The sequence below is a fragment of the Actinoallomurus sp. NPDC050550 genome, assembly GCF_040655075.1.
Lineage (GTDB): Bacteria > Actinomycetota > Actinomycetes > Streptosporangiales > Streptosporangiaceae > Actinoallomurus.
Genome location: NZ_JBFAJC010000010.1, coordinates 14,049 through 33,586, shown reverse-complemented (window position 1 = coordinate 33,586; position 19,538 = coordinate 14,049). Strand labels below are relative to the sequence as shown.

Here is a 19,538-nt window from a genome sequence, read left to right as displayed (position 1 = left end):
AATGGGTCTTGAAGAGAAACTCCCCGCCGGTGTTCTGCTGACCACGGTCGAGCAGGTCATCGGGCTGGCGCGGAAGAGTTCGGTGTGGCCGGCGACGTTCGGCCTCGCCTGTTGTGCCATCGAGATGATGGCGACGGGCGACCCGCGCCACGACTTCTCCCGATGGGGCATGGAGCGCGCCTCGGGCTCGCCGCGGCAGGCCGACCTGATGATCGTCGCCGGTCGGGTGAGCCAGAAGATGGCCCCCGTGCTCCGGCAGATCTACGACCAGATGGCCTCGCCGAAGTGGGTCATCGCGATGGGCGTGTGCGCCTCCTCCGGCGGCATGTTCAACAACTACGCGATCGTCCAGGGCGTCGACCACATCGTCCCGGTCGACATCTACCTGCCCGGCTGCCCGCCGCGCCCGGAGATGCTGCTCGACGCGATCCTCAAGCTGCACGACAAGATCCAGAACACCAAGATGGGCGTGCACCGCAAGCGGGAGATCGAGGAGCTCGAGAAGGCCAAGCTCCGGCAGCTGCCCCTCCTGGACCAGCCCGAGGTGGTCTTGTGACGTCCCAGCACCCCGAGCAGCAGGCCGAGCAGGCCGCCGACCAGCTGCCCGCGCACGCCGAGGAAGAGCGGCGCGAACAGCCGATCGCCCGCATGGGCATGTTCGGCGCGAAGACCACCGGTGACACCTCCGGGTACGGCAAGCTCGTCGTCCGGCAGGCGCCGAAGGTCTCCAGCCCGCGCCCGTACGGCGGTCCCCGCACGACCGGCGCCGAGGGCGAGTTCGACGAGATCGCGAACGAGCTCGAGCGGGCCTACCCCGAGTTCGGCGAGGCGATCGAGCGGGTCGTCGTGGACCGGGGCGAGCTGACGCTCGTCGTCCGCCGCGAGCACCTGGTCGCGGTCGCCCAGACCCTGCGCGACGACCCGAAGCTGCGCTTCGAGCTGTGCACCGGCGTCTCCGGCGTGCACTACCCGGCCGAGGCCGGCGCGGAGCTGCACGCGGTCTACCCGCTGCTGTCGATGACCCACAACCGGCGCGTCCGGCTCGAGGTCACCGCCCCCGACACCGACCCGCACGTCCCGTCGCTCGTCGCGGTCTACCCGACCAACGACTGGCACGAGCGCGAGACGTACGACTTCTTCGGGATCGTCTTCGACGGCCACCCGGCGCTGACGCGGATCATGATGCCGGACGACTGGCAGGGCCACCCGCAGCGCAAGGACTACCCCCTCGGCGGCATCCCCGTCGAGTATCGCGGGGCGAAGGTGCCCCCGCCCGACGAGAGGAGGTCGTACGTATGACGGCCACGGATTACGACGCCTACGGCACGGGCGAGGCGACCGAGGGCACCGTCTACAACGTGGGCGGCCAGGACTGGGACCAGATCGTCGACGCCGCGGCGTCCGGCGACGAGGACCGCATGGTCGTCAACATGGGTCCCCAGCACCCGTCGACGCACGGCGTGCTCCGGCTCATCCTGACGCTCGACGGCGAGACGGTCGACGAGGCCCGGCTGGGCATCGGCTACCTCCACACCGGCATCGAGAAGAACATGGAGTACCGGACGTGGACCCAGGGGACCACGTTCTGCACCCGCATGGACTATCTCGCGCCGCTGTACAACGAGGCGTCGTACTGCCTCGCGGTGGAGAAGCTGCTCGGCGTCACCGATGACGTCCCGGAGCGGGCGCAGGTCATCCGGGTGATGATGATGGAGGTCAACCGGATCTCCTCGCACCTGGTCGCGATCGCGACGTTCGGCCTGGAGCTCGGTGCGACCACCGTCATGCTCAACGGGTTCATCGAGCGTGAGTACGCCCTCGACATCTTCGAGATGGTCGCGGGCCTGCGGATGAACATGGCCTACATCCGGCCGGGCGGCGTCGCACAGGACCTCCCGCCGGGCGCGATCGACAAGATCGGTGACTTCGTCAAGCGGGAGAAGCAGCGGCTCAAGCAGCTGCGCAAGCTCCTCGACGCGAACCCGGTGTTCGTGGCGCGGACGAAGGACATCGCCTACCTCGACCTGACCGGCTGCATGGCGCTCGGCGTCACCGGCCCGGTCCTGCGCGCGGCGGGCCTGCCGTGGGACCTGCGCAAGACGCAGCCGTACTGCGGCTACGAGACGTACGAGTTCGACGTGCCGACGGTGGACACGTGCGACGTGTACGGCCGCTACCTCGTCCGTATGGCGGAGATGGAAGAGTCCCTGAAGATCATCGAGCAGTGCCTCGACCGGCTGAGCTCCGGCTCCGCCAAGTCCGGCCCGGTGATGATCGAGGACAAGAAGATCGGCTGGCCGGCGCAGCTCGCGCTGGGGCCCGACGGCATGGGCAACTCGCCGAACCACATCGCGCACATCATGGGCCAGTCCATGGAGGCCCTCATCCACCACTTCAAGCTGGTGACCGAGGGATTCCGCGTGCCGGCCGGCCAGGTGTACGCCGCGGTGGAGTCGCCGCGCGGCGAGCTCGGCTGCCACGCGGTCAGCGACGGCGGCACCCGCCCGTACCGGGTGCACTTCCGCGACCCGTCGTTCACCAACCTGCAGGCGGCCCCGGCGATGTCCGAGGGCGGCCAGGTCGCCGACATCATCGCGGCGGTCGCGAGTATCGACCCGGTCATGGGGGGAGTCGACCGATGAGTTTCGAGCCAGACGTGCTGGAGCGGCTCGAACGGGACGCGAAAGAGATCATCGCCCGCTACCCGAAGCCGCGGTCGGCGCTGCTGCCGATGCTGCACCTGGTGCAGTCCGAGGTCGGGTACGTCAGCGACGACGGCATCCAGTTCTGCGCCGACACGCTGGGCATCACGCCCGCGCAGGTCACGGGCGTCGCGACGTTCTACACGCAGTACAAGCGGGAGCCGGTCGGCGACTACCACGTCGGCGTCTGCATCAACACGCTGTGCGCGGTCATGGGCGGCGACCAGATCTGGGAAGAGCTGTCCGAGCACGTCGGCGTCGGTCATGACGAGGCGACCGAGGACGGCAAGGTCAGCCTCGAGCGGATCGAGTGCAACGCCGCCTGCGACTTCGCCCCCGTGGTGATGGTCAACTGGGAGTTCTTCGACGACATGACGCCGGAGAAGGCCAAGCAGCTCGTCGACGACCTGCGCGCCGGCAAGGCGGTCGCCCCGACCCGCGGCCCGGGCTCGGTGTGCTCCTGGAAGCAGGCGTCGCGGGTGCTCGCGGGCTTCAATGACGGCCGCGCCGGAGAGGGCGTGCAGGCCGGTCCGGAGTCGCTGGTCGGCCTGGAGCTGGCCAAGCGCAACGGCTGGACCGCTCCTGAGCCCGAGGAGACCAAATGACGACCCTCACTCCCATCCTCACGAAGACGTGGGACCAGGCGGACTCGTTCACCCTGCGCGGGTACGAGAACGCCGGTGGGTACCAGGCGTTCCGCACGGCCCTGAGCACGAATCCGGACGACCTCATCCAGGCGGTGAAGGACTCCGGCCTGCGCGGCCGTGGCGGCGCGGGCTTCCCGACCGGCCTGAAGTGGGGCTTCATCCCGCAGGGCGACGGCAAGCCGCACTACCTCGTGGTCAACGCGGACGAGTCCGAGCCGGGCACGTGCAAGGACATCCCGCTGATGATGGCCAACCCGCACGTGCTGATCGAGGGCATCATCATCAGCTCGTTCGCGATCCGCGCGAACCACGCCTTCATCTACGTGCGCGGTGAGGTCCTGCACGTCATCCGCCGCCTGCAGCAGGCGGTCGCCGACGCGTACGAGGCGGGCTACCTCGGCAAGAACATCCTCGGCTCCGGCTTCGACCTGGAGCTCGTCGTCCACTCCGGCGCCGGCGCGTACATCTGCGGCGAGGAGACGGCGCTGCTCGACTCCCTCGAGGGGTTCCGCGGCCAACCCCGGCTCAAGCCTCCCTTCCCGGCGGTGGCCGGCCTGTACGGCGGCCCCACCGTGATCAACAACGTCGAGTCGATCGCCAGCGTTCCCGGCATCGTCGCGAACGGGGCCGACTGGTTCGCCGCGATGGGCACCGAGAAGTCCAAGGGATTCGGCATCTTCAGCCTGTCCGGCCACGTGACCCGGCCGGGCCAGTACGAGGCGCCGCTGGGCATCACGCTCCGCGAGCTGCTCGACATGGCGGGCGGCATCCGGAACGGCCACCGGCTGAAGTTCTGGACGCCGGGCGGCTCCTCCACGCCGCTCTTCACCGACGAGCACCTCGACGTGCCGCTGGACTTCGAGTCGGTCGGCGCGGCGGGTTCCATGCTCGGCACCCGGGCGCTGCAGCTCTTCGACGAGACGACCTGCGTCGTCCGGGCGGTCCTGCGCTGGAGCGAGTTCTACGCGCACGAGTCGTGCGGTAAGTGCACGCCGTGCCGCGAGGGCACCTACTGGTACAAGCAGATGCTCAAGCGTCTGGAAAAGGGCGAGGGCAGCGAGAAGGACCTCGACACCCTCCTCGACCTGTCGGACAACATCCTCGGCCGGTCGTTCTGCGCGCTCGGCGACGGTGCGACCAGCCCGGTGACCTCGTCGATCCAGTACTTCCGCGACGAGTACATCCAGCACTTCGAACAGGGCGGCTGTCCCTTCGACCGGGCCGCCTCGACCGCGTGGGCAGGTGGAAAGTGACCGTCACCGACAGCACCGGGGTCGAGAAGCGCGAGGACTTGATCTCCGTCACGATCGACGGCTTCGAGATCAGTGTCCCGAAGGGCACGCTGATCATCCGGGCCGCCGAGCTGCTCGGCATCCAGATCCCGCGGTTCTGCGACCACCCGCTGCTCGACCCCGTCGGCGCCTGCCGCCAGTGCCTGGTGGAGATCCCGGACGCCGGCAACGGGCGGCCGATGCCCAAGCCGCAGGCGTCCTGCACCACCACGGTCATGCCGGGCATGGTGATCCAGACCCAGCTCACCTCGCCGGTGGCGGACAAGGCCCAGCACGGCGTGATGGAGCTGCTGCTCATCAACCACCCGCTGGACTGCCCGATCTGCGACAAGGGCGGCGAGTGCCCGCTGCAGAACCAGGCGATGTCCAACGGCCGCGGCGAGTCCCGGTTCGTCGAGACGAAGCGGACGTTCCCGAAGCCGGTCGCGCTGTCCTCGCAGGTGCTGCTGGACCGCGAGCGGTGCATCCAGTGCGCCCGCTGCACGCGGTTCTCCGACCAGATCGCGGGCGACGCGTTCATCGACCTGTTCGAGCGCGGCGCCAAGGAGCAGGTCGGCGCGGCGACCGACGAGCCGTTCCAGTCGTACTTCTCCGGCAACACGGTGCAGATCTGCCCGGTCGGCGCGCTGACCGGCGCGGCGTACCGCTTCCGCTCCCGGCCGTTCGACCTGGTGTCGACGCCGAGCGTCTGCGAGCACTGCGCCTCCGGCTGCGCCCAGCGCACCGACCACCGGCGCGGCAAGGTGACGCGCCGGCTGGCCGGTGACGACCCGCAGGTCAACGAGGAGTGGAACTGCGACAAGGGCCGGTGGGCGTTCACGTACGCCACCCAGCCCGACCGCCTGACCCACCCGCTGATCCGTAACGAGGACGGCGTGCTGGAGCCGGCGTCCTGGCCGGAGGCGCTGAGCGTCGCGGCCGAGGGCCTGGCGCGCGCCCGGGGCAAGGCGGCCGTGCTGACCGGCGGCCGCGTCACGCTCGAGGACGCCTACGCATACAGCAAGTTCGCCCGCATCGCGCTCGGCACGAACGACATCGACTTCCGCGCCCGCGCGCACTCGGGCGAGGAGGCCGAGTTCCTGGCCGCGACCGTCGCCGGCCGGCCGATCACGGTGTCCTACGCCGACCTGGAGCAGGCCCCGGCGGTGCTGCTCGCCGGCTTCGAGCCGGAGGAGGAGTCGCCGATCGTCTTCCTACGGCTCCGCAAGGCGGCCCGCAAGCACGGCCTCAAGGTCTACTCCGTCGCCCCGTACGCCACGCGCGGCCTGCGCAAGATGTCCGGCACGCTGCTGAAGACGGCGCCCGGCGGCGAGGCCGAGACGCTCGGCGACCTGATCACCGGGACGGCCCTGGACGACGCGGGCAAGGCCGCGGCCGAGCTGCTCAAGGCCGAGGGCGCGATCGTGCTCATCGGCGAGCGGCTCGCGTCGGTGCCCGGCGCGCTGTCGGCCGCCGGCCGCCTGGCCACGGCCACCGGCGCCCGCCTGGCGTGGATCCCGCGCCGGGCCGGTGAGCGCGGCGCCGTCGAGGCCGGCGCGCTGCCGACCCTGCTGCCGATCGGCCGCCCGGTCACCGACGCCGCCGCGCGCGGCGAGGTCGCCCGCGCCTGGACCGTGAGCTCGCTGCCGGAGACGCCGGGCCGCGACACCGAGGGCATCCTCGCCGCCGCGCGAGCCGGCGAGATCGACGCGCTGCTCGTCGGCGGCGTCGACCCGCACGACCTGCCGGACCCGGCCGCCGCGCTGGAGGCGCTGGAGAACACCCAGTTCATCGTCAGCCTCGAGCAGCGGGTCAGCGCGGTCACCGACCGCGCCGACGTGGTGCTGCCGGTGGCGACGGTGACGCAGAAGGCCGGGACGTTCGTCAACTGGGAGGGCCGCGGCCGCCAGTTCGACGTCGTGCTCAAGACGCCCGGCGTGATGTCGGACCTGAAGGTGCTGGCCGCCATCGCCGACCAGCTCGACGTCCACCTGGGCCTGCCGGACTCGGCGGCGGCCCGCCGCGAGCTCGCCGCGCTCGGCGCGTTCCGCGGCGACCGGCCGAGCCTGCCGAGCGTGCCCGCCGCCGTTCCCGCGGACCCGGGCAAGGGCGAGGCGCTGCTGGCCACCTGGCGGATGCTGCTCGACGCGGGCCGGATGCAGGCCGGTGAGCCGTACCTCGCGGGCACGGCCAAAGCGCCGGTCGCCCGCCTGAGCGCGGCGACGGCCGAGGAGATCGGAGTGGACGGGAAGGTCACCGTGGCCACGGCGCACGGCGAGATCACCCTTCCGCTGGAGGTCGTCGACATGCCGGATCGCGTGGTCTGGCTCCCCGAGAACTCCCCAGGCTGCGCGGTCCACCGGGACCTGGGCGTTTCGGCCGGGGCGGTCGTGAAGATCCAGAACGGGAGCGTCGCATGAACGCCACCCACGTCCTCGCCGAGGGCGCCACGCTGAACAGCTTCGGCCACGACCCGTGGTGGCTGATCGGCGCCAAGGCGCTGGTGATCTTCGTGTTCCTGCTGCTGACGGTGCTGATCACCGTCTGGGCGGAGCGCCGGATCATCGGCCGGATGCAGCTGCGGCCCGGCCCGAACCGCGCCGGCCCCTTCGGCATCCTGCAGGCGCTGTTCGACGGCATCAAGGGCGCGCTGAAGGAGGACATCGTCCCGCGCGGCGTGGACAAGGTGGTGTTCTTCCTCGCGCCGATCCTCGCCGCCGCGCCCGCGATGGTGTCGTTCTCGATCATCCCGTGGGGCGGGGTCGTCTCGATCGGCGGGCACAAGACGCCGCTGCAGCTGGCCGACCTGCCGGTCGCGGTGCTGCTGCCGCTGGCGATGGCCTCGATCGGCGTGTACGGCTTCGTGCTCGCCGGCTGGTCGTCGATGTCGCCGTACGCTCTGCTCGGCGGGCTGCGCTCCAGCGCCCAGGTGATCTCGTACGAGATCGCGATGGGTCTGTCGTTCGTGGCGGTGTTCCTGTTCGCCGGGTCGCTGTCCACCTCGGAGATCGTCGCGGCGCAGGCGCACGGCAGCGCGTTCAAGCTCGCCGGGATGACGTTCCACACGCCGTCCTGGTACGCGGTCCTGCTGCTGCCGTCGTTCGTGATCTACATCTTCACGATGATGGGGGAGTCGGGGCGTATCCCGTTCGACCTGCCCGAGGGCGAGGGCGAGCTGGTCGCCGGCTACCACACCGAGTACTCGTCGCTGAAGTTCATGATGTTCTACCTCGCCGAGTACGTGAACATGACGACGCTGTCGGCGCTGTGCGTGACGCTGTTCCTCGGCGGCTACCGCGCCCCGTGGCCGATCACCTGGTTCTGGTCCGGCGCCAACGCCGGCTGGTGGCCGATCCTGTGGTTCCTGGTCAAGATCTGGATGTTCACCTTCTTCTTCATCTGGCTGCGCGCCGCCCTGCCGCGGGTCCGCTACGACCAGCTGATGAAGCTCGGCTGGAAGGTCCTCATCCCGGTCTCGCTCGGCTGGATTCTCTTCGTGTCGGCGGTGCGGGCCCTGCGCAACGAGAGGCACGACGTCGTGCCGATCATGCTGATCGCCGCCGTGGTCGCCCTGCTCCTGCTGCTCGGCTCGTTCGTCTGGGAGCGGACGTCCGCCCAGGAGGCGCAGGCGGAGGAGGCCGAGGCCGGGGCGGAGCACGACCCGATGGCGGGCGGGTTCCCGGTGCCGCCGCTCGACGCGCCGCACTACCACGGCGTCGGCAACGCCCGTGCGTCCAACTCTGCGGAGGCCACCCGTGCTTGATTTCCTGAACCCGATCAAGGGGTTCGGCGTCGCTTTCCACCAGATGCTCAGCAAGACCGAGGTGGTGGAGTACCCAGAGGTCAAGAAGCCCACGGCGCCGCGCTTCCACGGCCGTCACCAGCTGAACCGCTGGCCCGATGGCCTGGAGAAGTGCGTCGGCTGTGAGCTGTGCGCGTGGGCGTGCCCGGCGGACGCGATCTACGTCGAGGGCGCGGACAACACCGAGGAGGAGCGGTTCTCCCCGGGTGAGCGCTACGGCCGCGTCTACCAGATCAACTACCTGCGGTGCATCCTCTGCGGGCTGTGCATCGAGGCGTGCCCGACGCGGGCGCTCACGATGACCAACGAGTACGAGCTCGCCGACGACAGCCGCGAGAGCCTCATCTACACCAAGGAGATGCTGCTCGCGCCGCTGACCGAGGCCATGGAGGCTCCGCCGCACGAGATGCGTCTCGGCGAGACCGAAGAGGACTACTACCTCCTCGGCGCCAAGAGCGAGTCCAAGGACGGTGCCAAATGACCGGGGTAGTGGCCGCGGGCGCGCACCAGACGGGCGAGAGTGCGATCTTCTGGATCCTCGCCGTCGTCTCGGTCGCCGCGGCCCTCGGCATGATCCTGACGCGGAAGGCCGTGCACTCGGCGCTGATGCTGGCGGCGGTGATGTTCTCGCTCGCGGTGCTGTACGCCGTGAACGAGGCGCCGTTCCTGGCGTTCGTGCAGGTGATCGTCTACACCGGCGCGGTGTTGATGCTCTTCCTGTTCGTCGTCATGATCATCGGTGTCAGCTCGACCGAGTCCCTGGTCGAGACGATCAAGGGTCAGCGCGTCGCCGCCGTCATCGTCGGCATCGGCTTCGCCGTCCTGCTGTTCGTCGGGTTCGGCCACGCGACGCTGCCGAAGTCGGCCGGCCTGAAGGACGCCAACGCCAACGGCGGCAATGTCATGGGCCTGGCGCGGCTGATCTTCACCAAGTACGTCTTCGCGTTCGAGGTGACCAGCGCCCTGCTGATCACCGCGGCGCTGGGTGCGATGGTGCTCGCCCACCGCGAGCGGCTCCGTCCGAAGCCGACGCAGAAGCAGCTGTCGAAGGAGCGGATCAAGAGCGACCGCGTGTCGCCGCTGCCGCCGCCCGGCACGTACGCCCGGCACAACGCCGTCGACATGCCGGCCCTGCTGCCCGACGGCAGTGTCTCGGAGCTGTCGGTCAGCCCGGTCATCGCCCGGCGCCGCAGCGGTGAACACGAGGACCTGCACGGCGTCTCGCCCGAGTCGGTCGCCAAACACGACACCGCGACGGTCAAGGCCGTGATCGCCAAGCCGGTCGAGGTCGAGGAGGAGGAACAGTGACGGGCCACTACCTGGTTCTGTCCGCCATCCTGTTCACGATCGGCGGGATCGGCGTGCTGATCCGCCGCAACGCCATCGTGGTCTTCATGTGCGTCGAGCTCATGCTCAACGCCACCAACCTGGCGTTCGTGAGCTTCGCCCGCATGCACGGCAGCCTCGACGGGCAGATCATCGCGTTCTTCGTGATGGTCGTCGCCGCGGCCGAGGTCGTCGTCGGACTGGCGATCATCATGACGATCTTCCGGAGCAGGAAGTCCTCGTCGGTCGACGACGCCAACCTGCTGAAGTACTGAGGACATCTCGATGACCACGATGAACGCTGTTCTCGCCGCGGGGCCGGAACTCCACCCCCAGGCGGCCGAGGGCGTCCAGTCCGCCGCCTGGCTGCTGATCGCCCTGCCGCTGGCCGGCGCGGCGATCCTGCTGCTGAGCGGGCGCCGCACCGACAAGTGGGGCCACCTGCTGGGCACGGCGATGTCCCTCGGGGCCTTCGTCGTCGGTGTCCTCGCGTTCGTGCAGATGCTGGGCCAAGGGGCCGAGGGGCGCAGTCGGTTCGTGCACCTCTTCGAGTACATCCCGGCCGGATCCCTGAAGATCAATATGAACCTGCTGATCGACCCACTGTCGATCAGCTTCGTACTGTTGATCACAGGCGTCGGCTCGCTGATCCACATCTACTCGATCGGCTACATGAGCCACGACCCGGACCGGCGGCGGTTCTTCGCCTACCTGAACCTGTTCGTGGCGGCCATGCTGCTGCTCGTGCTCGCCGACAATTACGTCGGCCTGTACATCGGCTGGGAGGGCGTCGGTCTCGCCTCGTACCTGCTGATCGGGTTCTGGCAGCACAAGCCGAGCGCGGCCACGGCGGCCAAGAAGGCGTTCATCGTCAACCGGGTCGGCGACTTCGGCCTGTCCGTCGCGGTCATGGTGATGTTCGCGACGTTCGGCTCGCTGAGCTTCCAGGACGTCTTCGGCCACGCCAAGGAGGCGTCGCAGGGCACGATCACCGCGATCGGCCTGCTGCTCCTGCTCGGCGCCTGCGGTAAGTCCGCCCAGCTGCCGCTGCAGTCCTGGCTTCTCGACGCCATGGAGGGCCCGACTCCGGTGTCGGCGCTCATCCACGCGGCGACCATGGTCACCGCGGGCGTCTACCTGATCGTCCGCTCCCACGTCATCTTCGAGCTGGCGCCGGACGCGCGGCTGCTCGTCACGATCGTCGGCGTCTCCACGCTCCTCGCCGGTGCGCTCATCGGTTGCGCCAAGGACGACATCAAGAAGGCCCTCGCCGGCTCGACGATGTCGCAGATCGGCTACATGGTGCTGGCCGCCGGCCTCGGCCCGGCCGGGTACGTCTTCGCGATCGCGCACCTCATCGCGCACGGCTTCTTCAAGGCCGGCCTGTTCCTCGGCGCCGGCTCGGTCATGCACGCGATGAACGACGACGTCGACATGCGCAAGTACGGCGGCCTGCGGAAGGTCATGCCGATCACGTTCGCGACGTTCGGCCTCGGCTACCTCGCGATCATCGGCTTCCCCGGCCTGTCCGGCTGGTGGACCAAGGACGGCATCATCGACGCCGCCTTCGAGAAGGGCGGCACGTCCGGCCAGGTTCTCGGCTGGCTCGCGCTGCTCGGCGCCGGCATCACCGCGTACTACATGTCCCGTGTGATGTTCATGACGTTCTTCGGCGAGCCGCGCTGGGAGAAGGACGTGCACCCGCACGAGTCGCCGAAGGTCATGACGATCCCGCTGATCTTCCTGGCCATCGGCTCGATCGCGGCCGGCGCGTTCCTGATCGCCGGCGACCGGTTCGCGAACTTCCTCGCGCCGGTCGTGGGCAAGCCCGAGGCGGCGCACAAGCTGATCACGCCGTACACCGGGATCGTGTTCGCGCTCATGGTGGTCGGCATCGGCATCGCGTACCTGCAGTACCTGCGACGTCCGGTCCCGCGCACCGCCCCGGCGGGCAACCTCGCCGTCACCTTCGCCCGCAAGGACCTGTACGGCGACGCGCTCAACGAGTCGCTGTTCATGCGGCCCGGCCAGTGGCTGACCCGCCTCACCGTCTACTTCGACAACCGCGGCGTCGACGGCATCGTCAACGGCCTCGCCGCGCTCATCGGAGGGACGTCCGGGAGGGTACGGCGCGTGCAGACCGGCTTCGTCCGCTCGTACGCACTGTCAATGTTCGTCGGCGCCGCCCTGATCGTAGGCGCCCTGTTCCTGGTGAGGATCTAGTGGTCGCCACGACTTCCCTGCCGCACCGGAAGGTCGCCTCATGCTGACTGCCCTCATCGCGATACCCGCTCTCGGGGCGCTGCTGGTCGCACTGCTGCCGAAGGGCCGCGACCTGCTGGCCAAGCAGGTCGCCCTCGGCGTCACGCTGGTCGTGGCGGTGCTCACCATCGTCATGGCGGTGCAGTTCAAGCCGGACGGCCATCGCTTCCAGTTCACCGAGAAGTACTGGTGGATCAAGCAGTTCGGCGTGCACTACAGCGTCGGTGTCGACGGCGTCGCGCTCGTGCTCATCGCACTGTCGGCGATCCTCGTGCCGCTCGTCGTGCTGGCCTCCTGGAACGACGCGGAGCGCTCGGGCGGCGTCGACACCCCGCCGAAGCGGTCGGTGAAGACCTACTTCGCGCTGCTGCTCAGCCTCGAGGCGATGATGATCGGCGTCTTCGCGGCGACCGACATCTTCCTCTTCTACGTCTTCTTCGAGGCGATGCTGATCCCGGTGTACTTCATCATCGGGTCCTACGGCGGGCCGCAGCGCTCGTACGCCGCGGTCAAGTTCCTGCTGTACTCACTGTTCGGCGGTCTGCTGATGCTCGCCGCCGTCATCGGCCTGTACGTCGTGTCGGCCAACGCCGGCCACGGCACGTTCCTGTTCGAGGAACTGCGGAACCTCCACATCGCGCCGACCACCGCCAAGTGGCTGTTCCTCGGCTTCTTCATCGCCTTCGCGATCAAGGCGCCGCTGGTGCCGTTCCACACCTGGCTGCCGGACGCCGCGGGCCAGGCGCCCGCCGGCGCCGCCGTGCTGCTCGTCGGTGTGCTCGACAAGGTCGGCACGTACGGGATGCTGCGGTTCTGCCTGGAGCTGTTCCCGGGTGCGGCCAAGTGGTTCACGCCGGTCGTGCTGACCCTGTCCGTGGTCGGCATCGTGTACGGCGCCGTCCTCGCGATCGGCCAGGTCGACATCAAGCGCCTGATCGCCTACACGTCGATCTCCCACTTCGGCTTCATCACGCTGGGCATCTTCGCGATGACCACGCAGGGCCAGAGCGGCGCGACGCTGTACATGGTCAACCACGGGTTCTCGACCGGCGCGCTGTTCCTGCTCGCCGGGTTCATGATCTCCCGTCGCGGGTCGGCGCGGATCGACGCGTACGGCGGCGTGCAGAAGGTCGCGCCGCTGCTGGCCGGGACCTTCCTCGTCGCGGGTCTGTCCGGCCTGTCGCTACCGGGTCTGTCGAGCTTCGTCTCGGAGTTCCTGGTCCTGGTCGGCACGTTCACCCGCTACAAGGTGCCCGCGGTCATCGCGACGGTCGGCATCATCCTGGCCGCCGTCTACATCCTGTGGATGTACCAGCGGACGATGAACGGCCCGACCGCCGAGGCGGTCAAGGGCATGAGCGACCTGTCAAAGCGCGAGCTGATCGTCGTCGCGCCGATCATCGCGATCATCGTCGCGCTCGGCTTCTACCCGAAGCCGGTGCTGGACGTCATCAACCCGTCGGTGAAGCAGACCCTGATCCAGGTCCACCAGCAGGACCCGAAGCCGACGATCGCCGAGAAGGGAAGCCACCAGTGACACCCGTGGTATTGGCGGCGGGGGACATTCCAACGCCCCATATCGAGTACGGGCGGCTAGCCCCGATCCTGATCGTGCTCGGGGCGGCGGCCGTCGGCGTGCTCGTCGAGGCCCTCGCGCCCCGCGCCCAGCGGTACGGGATGCAGGTCTTCGTCTCGGCGGTCGGTCTGGTCGCGGCGTTCGCCTGGACGATCGCGCTCGGCCTCGGCGACCAGCCGCACCACGTCGCCGCGATGGGCGCCATCGGCGTCGACGGGCCGACCCTGTTCATCCAGGGCACGATCCTCGTCCTCGCCATCATGTCGATGCTGCTCATCGCCGAGCGGACGCACGAGGCCAGCCCGTTCACGGCGCAGGCCTCCACGGTGCCCGGCAGCCCTGAGGAGCGGGAGAGCCTCGTCGCGGGCCTCGTGCAGACCGAGGTCTTCCCGCTGGTGCTGTTCGCCGTCGGCGGCATGCTGATCTTCCCGGCGTCGAACGACCTGCTGACGATGTTCGTGGCCCTGGAGGTCATGTCCCTGCCGCTGTACCTGCTGTGCGGTCTCGCGCGGCGCCGTCGCCTGCTCTCGCAGGAGGCCGCGGTGAAGTACTTCCTGCTGGGCGCGTTCTCTTCGGCGTTCTTCCTCTACGGCACCGCGCTGCTGTACGGCTTCGCCGGCTCGGTGCGGCTGTCGGACATCGCGTCGGCGATCAGCAAGCAGAGCGGCACCGAGCCGCTGCTGCTCGCGGGCGTCGCGCTGCTCTCGGTCGGCCTGCTGTTCAAGGTCGGCGCCGCGCCGTTCCAGGCGTGGAAGCCGGACGTGTACCAGGGCGCCCCGACGGCGATCACCGCGCTGATGGCCTCCTGCACCGTGGTCGCCGCGGTCGGCGCGGTCCTGCGGGTGTTCTACGTCGGCCTGGAGACGCTGCGCTGGGACTGGCGGCCGATGATGTGGGCCATCGCCATCCTCACCATGCTGGTCGGCGCGGTCGTCGCGATCACGCAGACCGACGTGAAGCGGATGCTCGCCTACTCCTCGATCGCGCACGGCGGTTTCCTGCTGACGGGCGTCGTCGCGACCAACAAGGCGGGACTGTCCGCCACGCTGTTCTACCTGGCCGCGTACGGCTTCACGACCGTCGGAGCCTTCGCCGTCATCACGATGGTCCGCGACGCCGGCGGCGAGGCCGGGCACCTGTCCCGCTGGGCGGGGCTCGGCAAGCGCCAGCCGCTCGTCGCGGGGACGTTCGCGTTCTTCCTGCTCGCGTTCGCCGGTATTCCGCTGACCAGCGGGTTCACCGGTAAGTTCGCGGTGTTCCAGGCCGCGGTCGCCGGCGGCGCGCTGCCGCTCGTGATCGTCGGCGTGGTGTCCTCCGCGATCGCCGCGTTCTTCTACGTCCGGGTGATCGTGCTGATGTTCTTCAGCGACCCGGCGGCGGACGGGCCGACCGTGGCATTCAGCCCGACGACCGCGGCTGCTGTCGGAGTTGGGGCGTTCGTTACTCTGGTCCTCGGTGTGATTCCCGGCCCTGCGCTGCACCTGGCGCAGTCGGCCGCAAACCAGCTGTTCGTTCGCTGACCCCTGGGGAGAGTCTGTGAGTAGTGCCCTTCTGGGCCTTCCGGCCGTCGATGACACACTCGCAGCGAATGTCCAGGGGCGACTGACAGAGGTCGAGGAGGCGCTGCGGGAGGCGGTGAGGAGCGACTACGCGCTCATCACCGACGCCTCGCGGCACCTCGCCGACGCGGGCGGCAAGCGGTTCCGGCCGATGCTGGCACTGCTCGCCGCCCAGTTCGGCGACCCGTCCGCACCCGGGGTCATCCCGGTGGCGGTCGTGGTCGAGCTGACCCACCTGGCGACGCTCTACCACGACGACGTGATGGACGAGGCGGTGATGCGCCGGGGCCAGGTGTCGGCCAACTCCCGGTGGAACAACACCATCGCCATCCTCATCGGCGACTTCCTGTTCGCCCGCGCCTCCGACCTGCTGGCCGATCTCGGGCCGGAAGCCGTGCGCATCCAGGCGCGCACCTTCGCCCGGCTGGTCCAGGGCCAGATCCAGGAGACCGTCGGCCCGGCCGAGGGCGCCGACCCGCTCGAGCACTACATCGAGGTGGTGGCGGGCAAGACCGGCTCGCTGATCGCCGCGTCGGCGCACCTGGGCTCGCTCCTGGCCGGCGCCGCTCCGGAGATCGTCACGACGCTGACGTCGGCCTGCGAGAAGATCGGGGTCGCGTTCCAGCTGTCCGACGACATCCTCGACATCGCCTCGGAGTCGGAGGAGTCGGGCAAGACCCCCGGCACCGACCTGCGCGAGGGCATCCGTACGCTACCGGTGCTGCACGTGCTGCGTTCGGCGGCGGACGAGGACGCCCGCCTGCGCGAGCTGCTGTCCTCCGACCTCACCGACGACGCCGCGCACGCCGAGGCGCTCGTCCTGCTACGCGCGCACCCGGCGATGGACCGCGCCCGCGCCGACCTTCGCCGATGGGTCGACGAGGCCCGTGCGGAGCTGCTGACCGTCCCCGACGTGCCGGCGCGGGCGGCGTTCCTCGGCCTCTGCGACTTCGTCCTGACCCGGACGAGCTAAAGCTCTGGGGCCTGTCTCGAGGTCCCCCGTCCGTAGGACAGCGGGGCTTGAGACAGGCCTGGATCGCCATCGTCGCAGGCCTCCGATACTCAGGTGCTGTGGGCGTCCTCAGAGGCGGTGAGAAATTCCTGAAGTTCGCGGTGCCGAAACTGGTAGGTGGCGCCGCTGATGCGCAGCAGCCGTGCCTCGCAGGCCCAGTCGAGAAAGCTCCAGAGCCGCAGCGGAAGCAGGCCGCGCGCGGCTGCGATGAGCAGGCCGATCATGGCGCGGGACCAGGCGATCGCGCCGAAGGCCAGGCCGAACGCCACACCACCGATGAGCGCGCACACCACTGACTCGATGACGCCCTGGTTCATGACGAACACGAGTACGGCGGCGACGCCGCCGGTGAGGCCGAAGGCCACTCCGATCATCGGATTGCGATGAAGGGCCTCTCGCGGGTGGGCCAGTTCCGCGTCCTTGCTCCAACCACCCGTTGCGATCTTGAAGACGACTCCCAGGGCGAACGCCAGGGCGAAGGCCCCTGTTACCCCGACGAACAGTTGCACCGAGCCGGCGGCGGCGAGGCGTAGCGGCGGCAGCCCGGTGAGCGCCCCGCACAGTCCGAAGCCCAGGAGGGTGAGTGGCTCGGTGCGGATCACCTCGGAAAGGGTCCTGTGCTCGGCCCTTTGCCGCCCGGCTGCGGTGAGCCCGATGAGAGCTCCGAGCACCGAGCCCCCAGCGGCACCCGCGGCGACGGCGAAGCCCGGACCGAACACTCTGCCTGCCGTCAGCATGAGGCCGCCCAGACCGCCGAGCACGCCGACCGGGCCGCCCGCGAGCGCACCGAGCAGTCCGCCGATCATGCGGCGCCTGTGGGGGACGTTGGCGCGTCCGCCGTCGGCGGCCGGCCATGGCGACAGTGACAGGCCGGTGGCGATGGCCACCCAGCCCACCATGAGAGCCAGAGTAAGACCTTCTCCCGCGCCCAGCCCGTCGCGCAGGTCGGTGAGGGGATCGACGGCCGATCCCACCCAGAACGCCAGCATGGCGATCACCGCGAATATCGCGCAGCACAGGCAGTGCAGCGCCCGGACCCGACGCCGGCCGCCGATCGGCCACAGCAGGTGCGGGACGATGTCGATCGCCGTGAGACCGGACGGCGGCCGATCCATCTCGGCGGCGCGGGTCGCCTGCCACCGCAGGTGGTCGGCGAGGTGCTCCAGCCACGACCGCACCTGTGCGGGATGGTACGGAGTGCCGTGGGCTGTGCGCGGGGTGAGCCCGGTCGCCGCCGGGACGTACGCTTCGAGTAGTCGTCGGCCTATCTGGGCCGCTGCTTCGGGGAGATCTGCGGCAGGGGCGACGTGCAGTAGTTCGGCGGTGTCGGCGCCGGACTCCACGGCGGTCGCGGTCAGTGACAGCCGCCACGGTGTGCGCAGAGCGGAATGGACCGCGGTCCCCGATGTTCCCGTCAGCGCCGTGTGGATGTGGTCGCGGTGTGGGCTGCACGGATGGTCGTCCGGCCAGCGGGCGCGCAGGTACGCGTTGATCTGTTCGACGGTCAGGTCGTGCAGATGTACGCGGGTGGAGTTGTCGAGTCCGACCCGGGATTCGATCAACTGCGCATGACGGTCGGCTCGACAGGTGACGACGACCGCACCTGGCCGCCGTCCGGAAAGATCGCTGTACCGGTTGAGCTCGGTCAGCAGTCCGATCGCCCGGCGGGGCGGGCCCGCGGAGGGCTCGGGGTCCAACTCGTCCAGCCCATCCATCACCGGCAGTACGCGGCGGTCCCGCACCAGCCGCTGCGCGTCCGTGGCCGCGAGTCCGAAGTCCCGCACCAGTTGCTCGGCCAGCCACTGTTCGAATGGGCTCCCCGGGGTCCATCGAGCCGCGTTCACGCGTACCGGCACCATCGGCCGGTCACTGGGCCGCCCCCGGGGTTCCACCAGAGGCTCGACCAACTGCAGCACCAGTTCGATCGCGAGCACCGTCTTGCCCGCTCCTGATTCACCGACGACCAGCAGGCGCTGGGGGCGTAGGTCGTTGAAGAAGTGGCCGATCGAGTACAGGTCGTCCCGCATCTCGCCGGTGCCGTCGTCGTGGCGGGTCGAGTCGGCGTGCGATCTGAAGGAGAGCGGCGCGATGCTGTAGCCGCCGAGCAGCCCCTTGCGTGCTCGGTCCTCCTCTCGGGCCACTCGCCGTGCCAGGAGTGCGACGGTGTGGTCGTGTTCGGGATGGTCGGTGATGTCCCAATGAGCGGCCGCATCCGCCCTTGCGATCATCACCGGCGAGTCCACCGCGACTGGACCGTCGGGCTCCACCGGCGCGGGCGCCGTGACCACCGGCGCGGGCGCCGTGACCACCGGCGACGTTCGCTCGTCGCCGCTCTCTGCGGGCGGTGTACTGATGGACGCCTCGGCCAGGGCGCTCCTGGCCGCCCGCCAGCCTTCGAGCTCACCAGGGATGAGTTCGGTCGGATGGTCGCAGTAGCGCAGGCACGCGGTGACGAACGCCTTGACGAAATCCCATCGTGGCAGCTTGTCGGTCTGCCGCAGAACATGCGAGACCGTGCTCTTGGGCAACGCGTCGACCGTGGCGCCGTCCGGGGTCACCGTCTGGCCGCCGAGTGACCGGAGCCTGCTCAGCGGTGGTTCGCCCGCCCACTGCTTGAGCAGGACCAGCGACCGGACGAAATCCGCGACGGTGTGGACCTCGGTGGGATCGGGGGGACGGGGGCTGCCCGCGGTCATCGGTGCCCCATCCTCACCAGCGACCATTCGAAGGTCGCCGTGGGGCGCCGAGGCCATCGCCGGTCCAGGAATGTGCCCACCAGCGTTTGAACATGACGTGACTCCATCAGGAAGTTGCGCGCCTCGTCGGATTCGACCAGCTCCCGGCCGACGGCGATGGGAACGAACCCGTGCCGGGGGATGTAGACCCATCGGCCGCGGTCCCAGTCATAGGGATCGAACCAGTGGTGGCGAACCGTGCCGGACACCCGCACTTCCGGGCCGGTCCGCGTCAGGGTGAACGATCCCCGTGAGCGCAGCATGCTCATTCTGCTGACATAGAAGAGTTCCGTGCCGATGAGCGCACTGATCCGGGCGTCCCAGTAATCGTGGAGCCAGGTCGAGGCGCCGTCCGGCAACCGTTTCGCCTCTTGCGCGAGCTGGCGTTCGAAACGGTGCTGATTCTTCTGCTCGGCCTTTTGGATCACTCTGAACGAGCGCAGCCAGCGCGGCGACAGCGTCCTTGAGGCGCCGGCGCCGTCCATGAAGTGCTCCAGGAAATCGGACGCGATCGGATGGACGTCGCGCCCCTGGCCGACGATCGAACGGAACAACGTGGCCAGTTCAGGGACGGGCCTGCCCGTTCGTCGCCGGAAACCTCGTAGGAACATCCTCGCCCTATCCATACGGCTGACGTAGGGCAGTA

Annotated in this window: 16 protein-coding genes; 14 read left to right on the top strand and 2 right to left on the bottom strand. The window is 69.4% G+C overall.

Going from position 1 to position 19,538, the window contains the following annotated elements:
* Position 1 precedes the first annotated feature (1 nt).
* From AB0I04_RS16025 to AB0I04_RS15960, 14 genes are read left to right on the top strand one after another with little or no spacing between them, the layout of a single operon-like run.
* A complete protein-coding gene (locus tag AB0I04_RS16025; protein ID WP_345429122.1) occupies positions 2-556 on the top strand; it encodes an NADH-quinone oxidoreductase subunit B family protein in 555 nt (184 codons plus the stop codon).
* Positions 553-1,299, top strand: a complete 747-nt coding sequence (locus AB0I04_RS16020) for an NADH-quinone oxidoreductase subunit C (protein ID WP_360884662.1) — start codon at positions 553-555, stop codon at positions 1,297-1,299. Before AB0I04_RS16025 ends, AB0I04_RS16020 begins: the two co-directional genes overlap by 4 nt.
* Positions 1,296-2,642, top strand: coding sequence for an NADH-quinone oxidoreductase subunit D (locus tag AB0I04_RS16015; protein ID WP_360884659.1), 1,347 nt, complete (start codon positions 1,296-1,298; stop codon positions 2,640-2,642). Before AB0I04_RS16020 ends, AB0I04_RS16015 begins: the two co-directional genes overlap by 4 nt.
* Complete coding sequence (gene nuoE, locus AB0I04_RS16010; RefSeq protein WP_360884656.1) at positions 2,639-3,307, top strand: NADH-quinone oxidoreductase subunit NuoE; 669 nt, start codon at positions 2,639-2,641, stop codon at positions 3,305-3,307. The genes AB0I04_RS16015 and nuoE overlap by 4 nt, the downstream gene beginning before the upstream one ends.
* Positions 3,304-4,602 (top strand): NADH-quinone oxidoreductase subunit NuoF, encoded by a 1,299-nt coding sequence (nuoF, locus tag AB0I04_RS16005; protein ID WP_360884653.1) that lies wholly within the window; start codon positions 3,304-3,306, stop codon positions 4,600-4,602. The genes nuoE and nuoF overlap by 4 nt, the downstream gene beginning before the upstream one ends.
* The gene (locus AB0I04_RS16000) at positions 4,599-7,040 is read left to right on the top strand and encodes an NADH-quinone oxidoreductase subunit G (RefSeq protein ID WP_360884650.1); all 2,442 of its coding nucleotides are present in this window, start codon (positions 4,599-4,601) and stop codon (positions 7,038-7,040) included. The genes nuoF and AB0I04_RS16000 overlap by 4 nt, the downstream gene beginning before the upstream one ends.
* Positions 7,037-8,383, top strand: a complete 1,347-nt coding sequence (gene nuoH, locus AB0I04_RS15995) for an NADH-quinone oxidoreductase subunit NuoH (protein WP_360884648.1) — start codon at positions 7,037-7,039, stop codon at positions 8,381-8,383. Before AB0I04_RS16000 ends, nuoH begins: the two co-directional genes overlap by 4 nt.
* Positions 8,376-8,903, top strand: coding sequence for an NADH-quinone oxidoreductase subunit NuoI (gene nuoI / locus AB0I04_RS15990; RefSeq protein ID WP_360884645.1), 528 nt, complete (start codon positions 8,376-8,378; stop codon positions 8,901-8,903). Before nuoH ends, nuoI begins: the two co-directional genes overlap by 8 nt.
* Positions 8,900-9,730, top strand: a complete 831-nt coding sequence (locus AB0I04_RS15985) for an NADH-quinone oxidoreductase subunit J (protein WP_360884643.1) — start codon at positions 8,900-8,902, stop codon at positions 9,728-9,730. Before nuoI ends, AB0I04_RS15985 begins: the two co-directional genes overlap by 4 nt.
* The gene (nuoK, locus tag AB0I04_RS15980; RefSeq protein WP_252779706.1) at positions 9,727-10,023 is read left to right on the top strand and encodes an NADH-quinone oxidoreductase subunit NuoK; all 297 of its coding nucleotides are present in this window, start codon (positions 9,727-9,729) and stop codon (positions 10,021-10,023) included. Before AB0I04_RS15985 ends, nuoK begins: the two co-directional genes overlap by 4 nt.
* 19 nt (positions 10,024-10,042) lie before the next feature.
* A complete protein-coding gene (gene nuoL, locus AB0I04_RS15975) occupies positions 10,043-11,971 on the top strand; it encodes an NADH-quinone oxidoreductase subunit L (RefSeq protein ID WP_360885328.1) in 1,929 nt (642 codons plus the stop codon).
* Positions 11,972-12,011: 40 nt separating this feature from the next.
* Positions 12,012-13,547, top strand: a complete 1,536-nt coding sequence (locus AB0I04_RS15970) for an NADH-quinone oxidoreductase subunit M (RefSeq protein ID WP_360884639.1) — start codon at positions 12,012-12,014, stop codon at positions 13,545-13,547.
* On the top strand, positions 13,544-15,106 hold the full coding sequence (gene nuoN, locus AB0I04_RS15965; RefSeq protein WP_360884636.1) for an NADH-quinone oxidoreductase subunit NuoN: 1,563 nt from the start codon (positions 13,544-13,546) through the stop codon (positions 15,104-15,106). The genes AB0I04_RS15970 and nuoN overlap by 4 nt, the downstream gene beginning before the upstream one ends.
* A 16-nt stretch (positions 15,107-15,122) precedes the next feature.
* Entirely contained in the window at positions 15,123-16,118 is a 996-nt protein-coding gene (locus tag AB0I04_RS15960; protein ID WP_360884634.1) for a polyprenyl synthetase family protein, read from the top strand.
* 89 nt (positions 16,119-16,207) lie between these two features.
* Here the strand turns inward: AB0I04_RS15960 and AB0I04_RS15955 are convergent, their stop codons facing one another.
* Positions 16,208-18,853 carry an NACHT domain-containing protein gene (locus tag AB0I04_RS15955; protein WP_360884631.1) on the bottom strand — a complete coding sequence of 882 codons (2,646 nt, stop codon included), beginning with the start codon at positions 18,851-18,853 and terminating at the stop codon, positions 16,208-16,210.
* Positions 18,850-19,446 (bottom strand): hypothetical protein, encoded by a 597-nt coding sequence (locus AB0I04_RS15950; protein ID WP_360884628.1) that lies wholly within the window; start codon positions 19,444-19,446, stop codon positions 18,850-18,852. Before AB0I04_RS15950 ends, AB0I04_RS15955 begins: the two co-directional genes overlap by 4 nt.
* Positions 19,447-19,538: the final 92 nt, after the last annotated feature.

What these genes read in the sequence shown, in the direction of transcription:
- AB0I04_RS16025 (WP_345429122.1), top strand. Translation starts at nt 2, where the DNA reads ATGGGTCTTGAAGAGAAACTCCCCGCCGGTGTTCTGCTGACCACGGTC.
- nuoL (WP_360885328.1), top strand. Translation starts at nt 10,043, where the DNA reads ATGAACGCTGTTCTCGCCGCGGGGCCGGAACTCCACCCCCAGGCGGCC.
- AB0I04_RS15970 (WP_360884639.1), top strand. Translation starts at nt 12,012, where the DNA reads ATGCTGACTGCCCTCATCGCGATACCCGCTCTCGGGGCGCTGCTGGTC.
- AB0I04_RS15955 (WP_360884631.1), bottom strand. Translation starts at nt 18,853, where the DNA reads ATGACCGCGGGCAGCCCCCGTCCCCCCGATCCCACCGAGGTCCACACC.
- AB0I04_RS16015 (WP_360884659.1), top strand. Translation starts at nt 1,296, where the DNA reads ATGACGGCCACGGATTACGACGCCTACGGCACGGGCGAGGCGACCGAG.
- nuoF (WP_360884653.1), top strand. Translation starts at nt 3,304, where the DNA reads ATGACGACCCTCACTCCCATCCTCACGAAGACGTGGGACCAGGCGGAC.
- AB0I04_RS15985 (WP_360884643.1), top strand. Translation starts at nt 8,900, where the DNA reads ATGACCGGGGTAGTGGCCGCGGGCGCGCACCAGACGGGCGAGAGTGCG.
- nuoE (WP_360884656.1), top strand. Translation starts at nt 2,639, where the DNA reads ATGAGTTTCGAGCCAGACGTGCTGGAGCGGCTCGAACGGGACGCGAAA.
- nuoH (WP_360884648.1), top strand. Translation starts at nt 7,037, where the DNA reads ATGAACGCCACCCACGTCCTCGCCGAGGGCGCCACGCTGAACAGCTTC.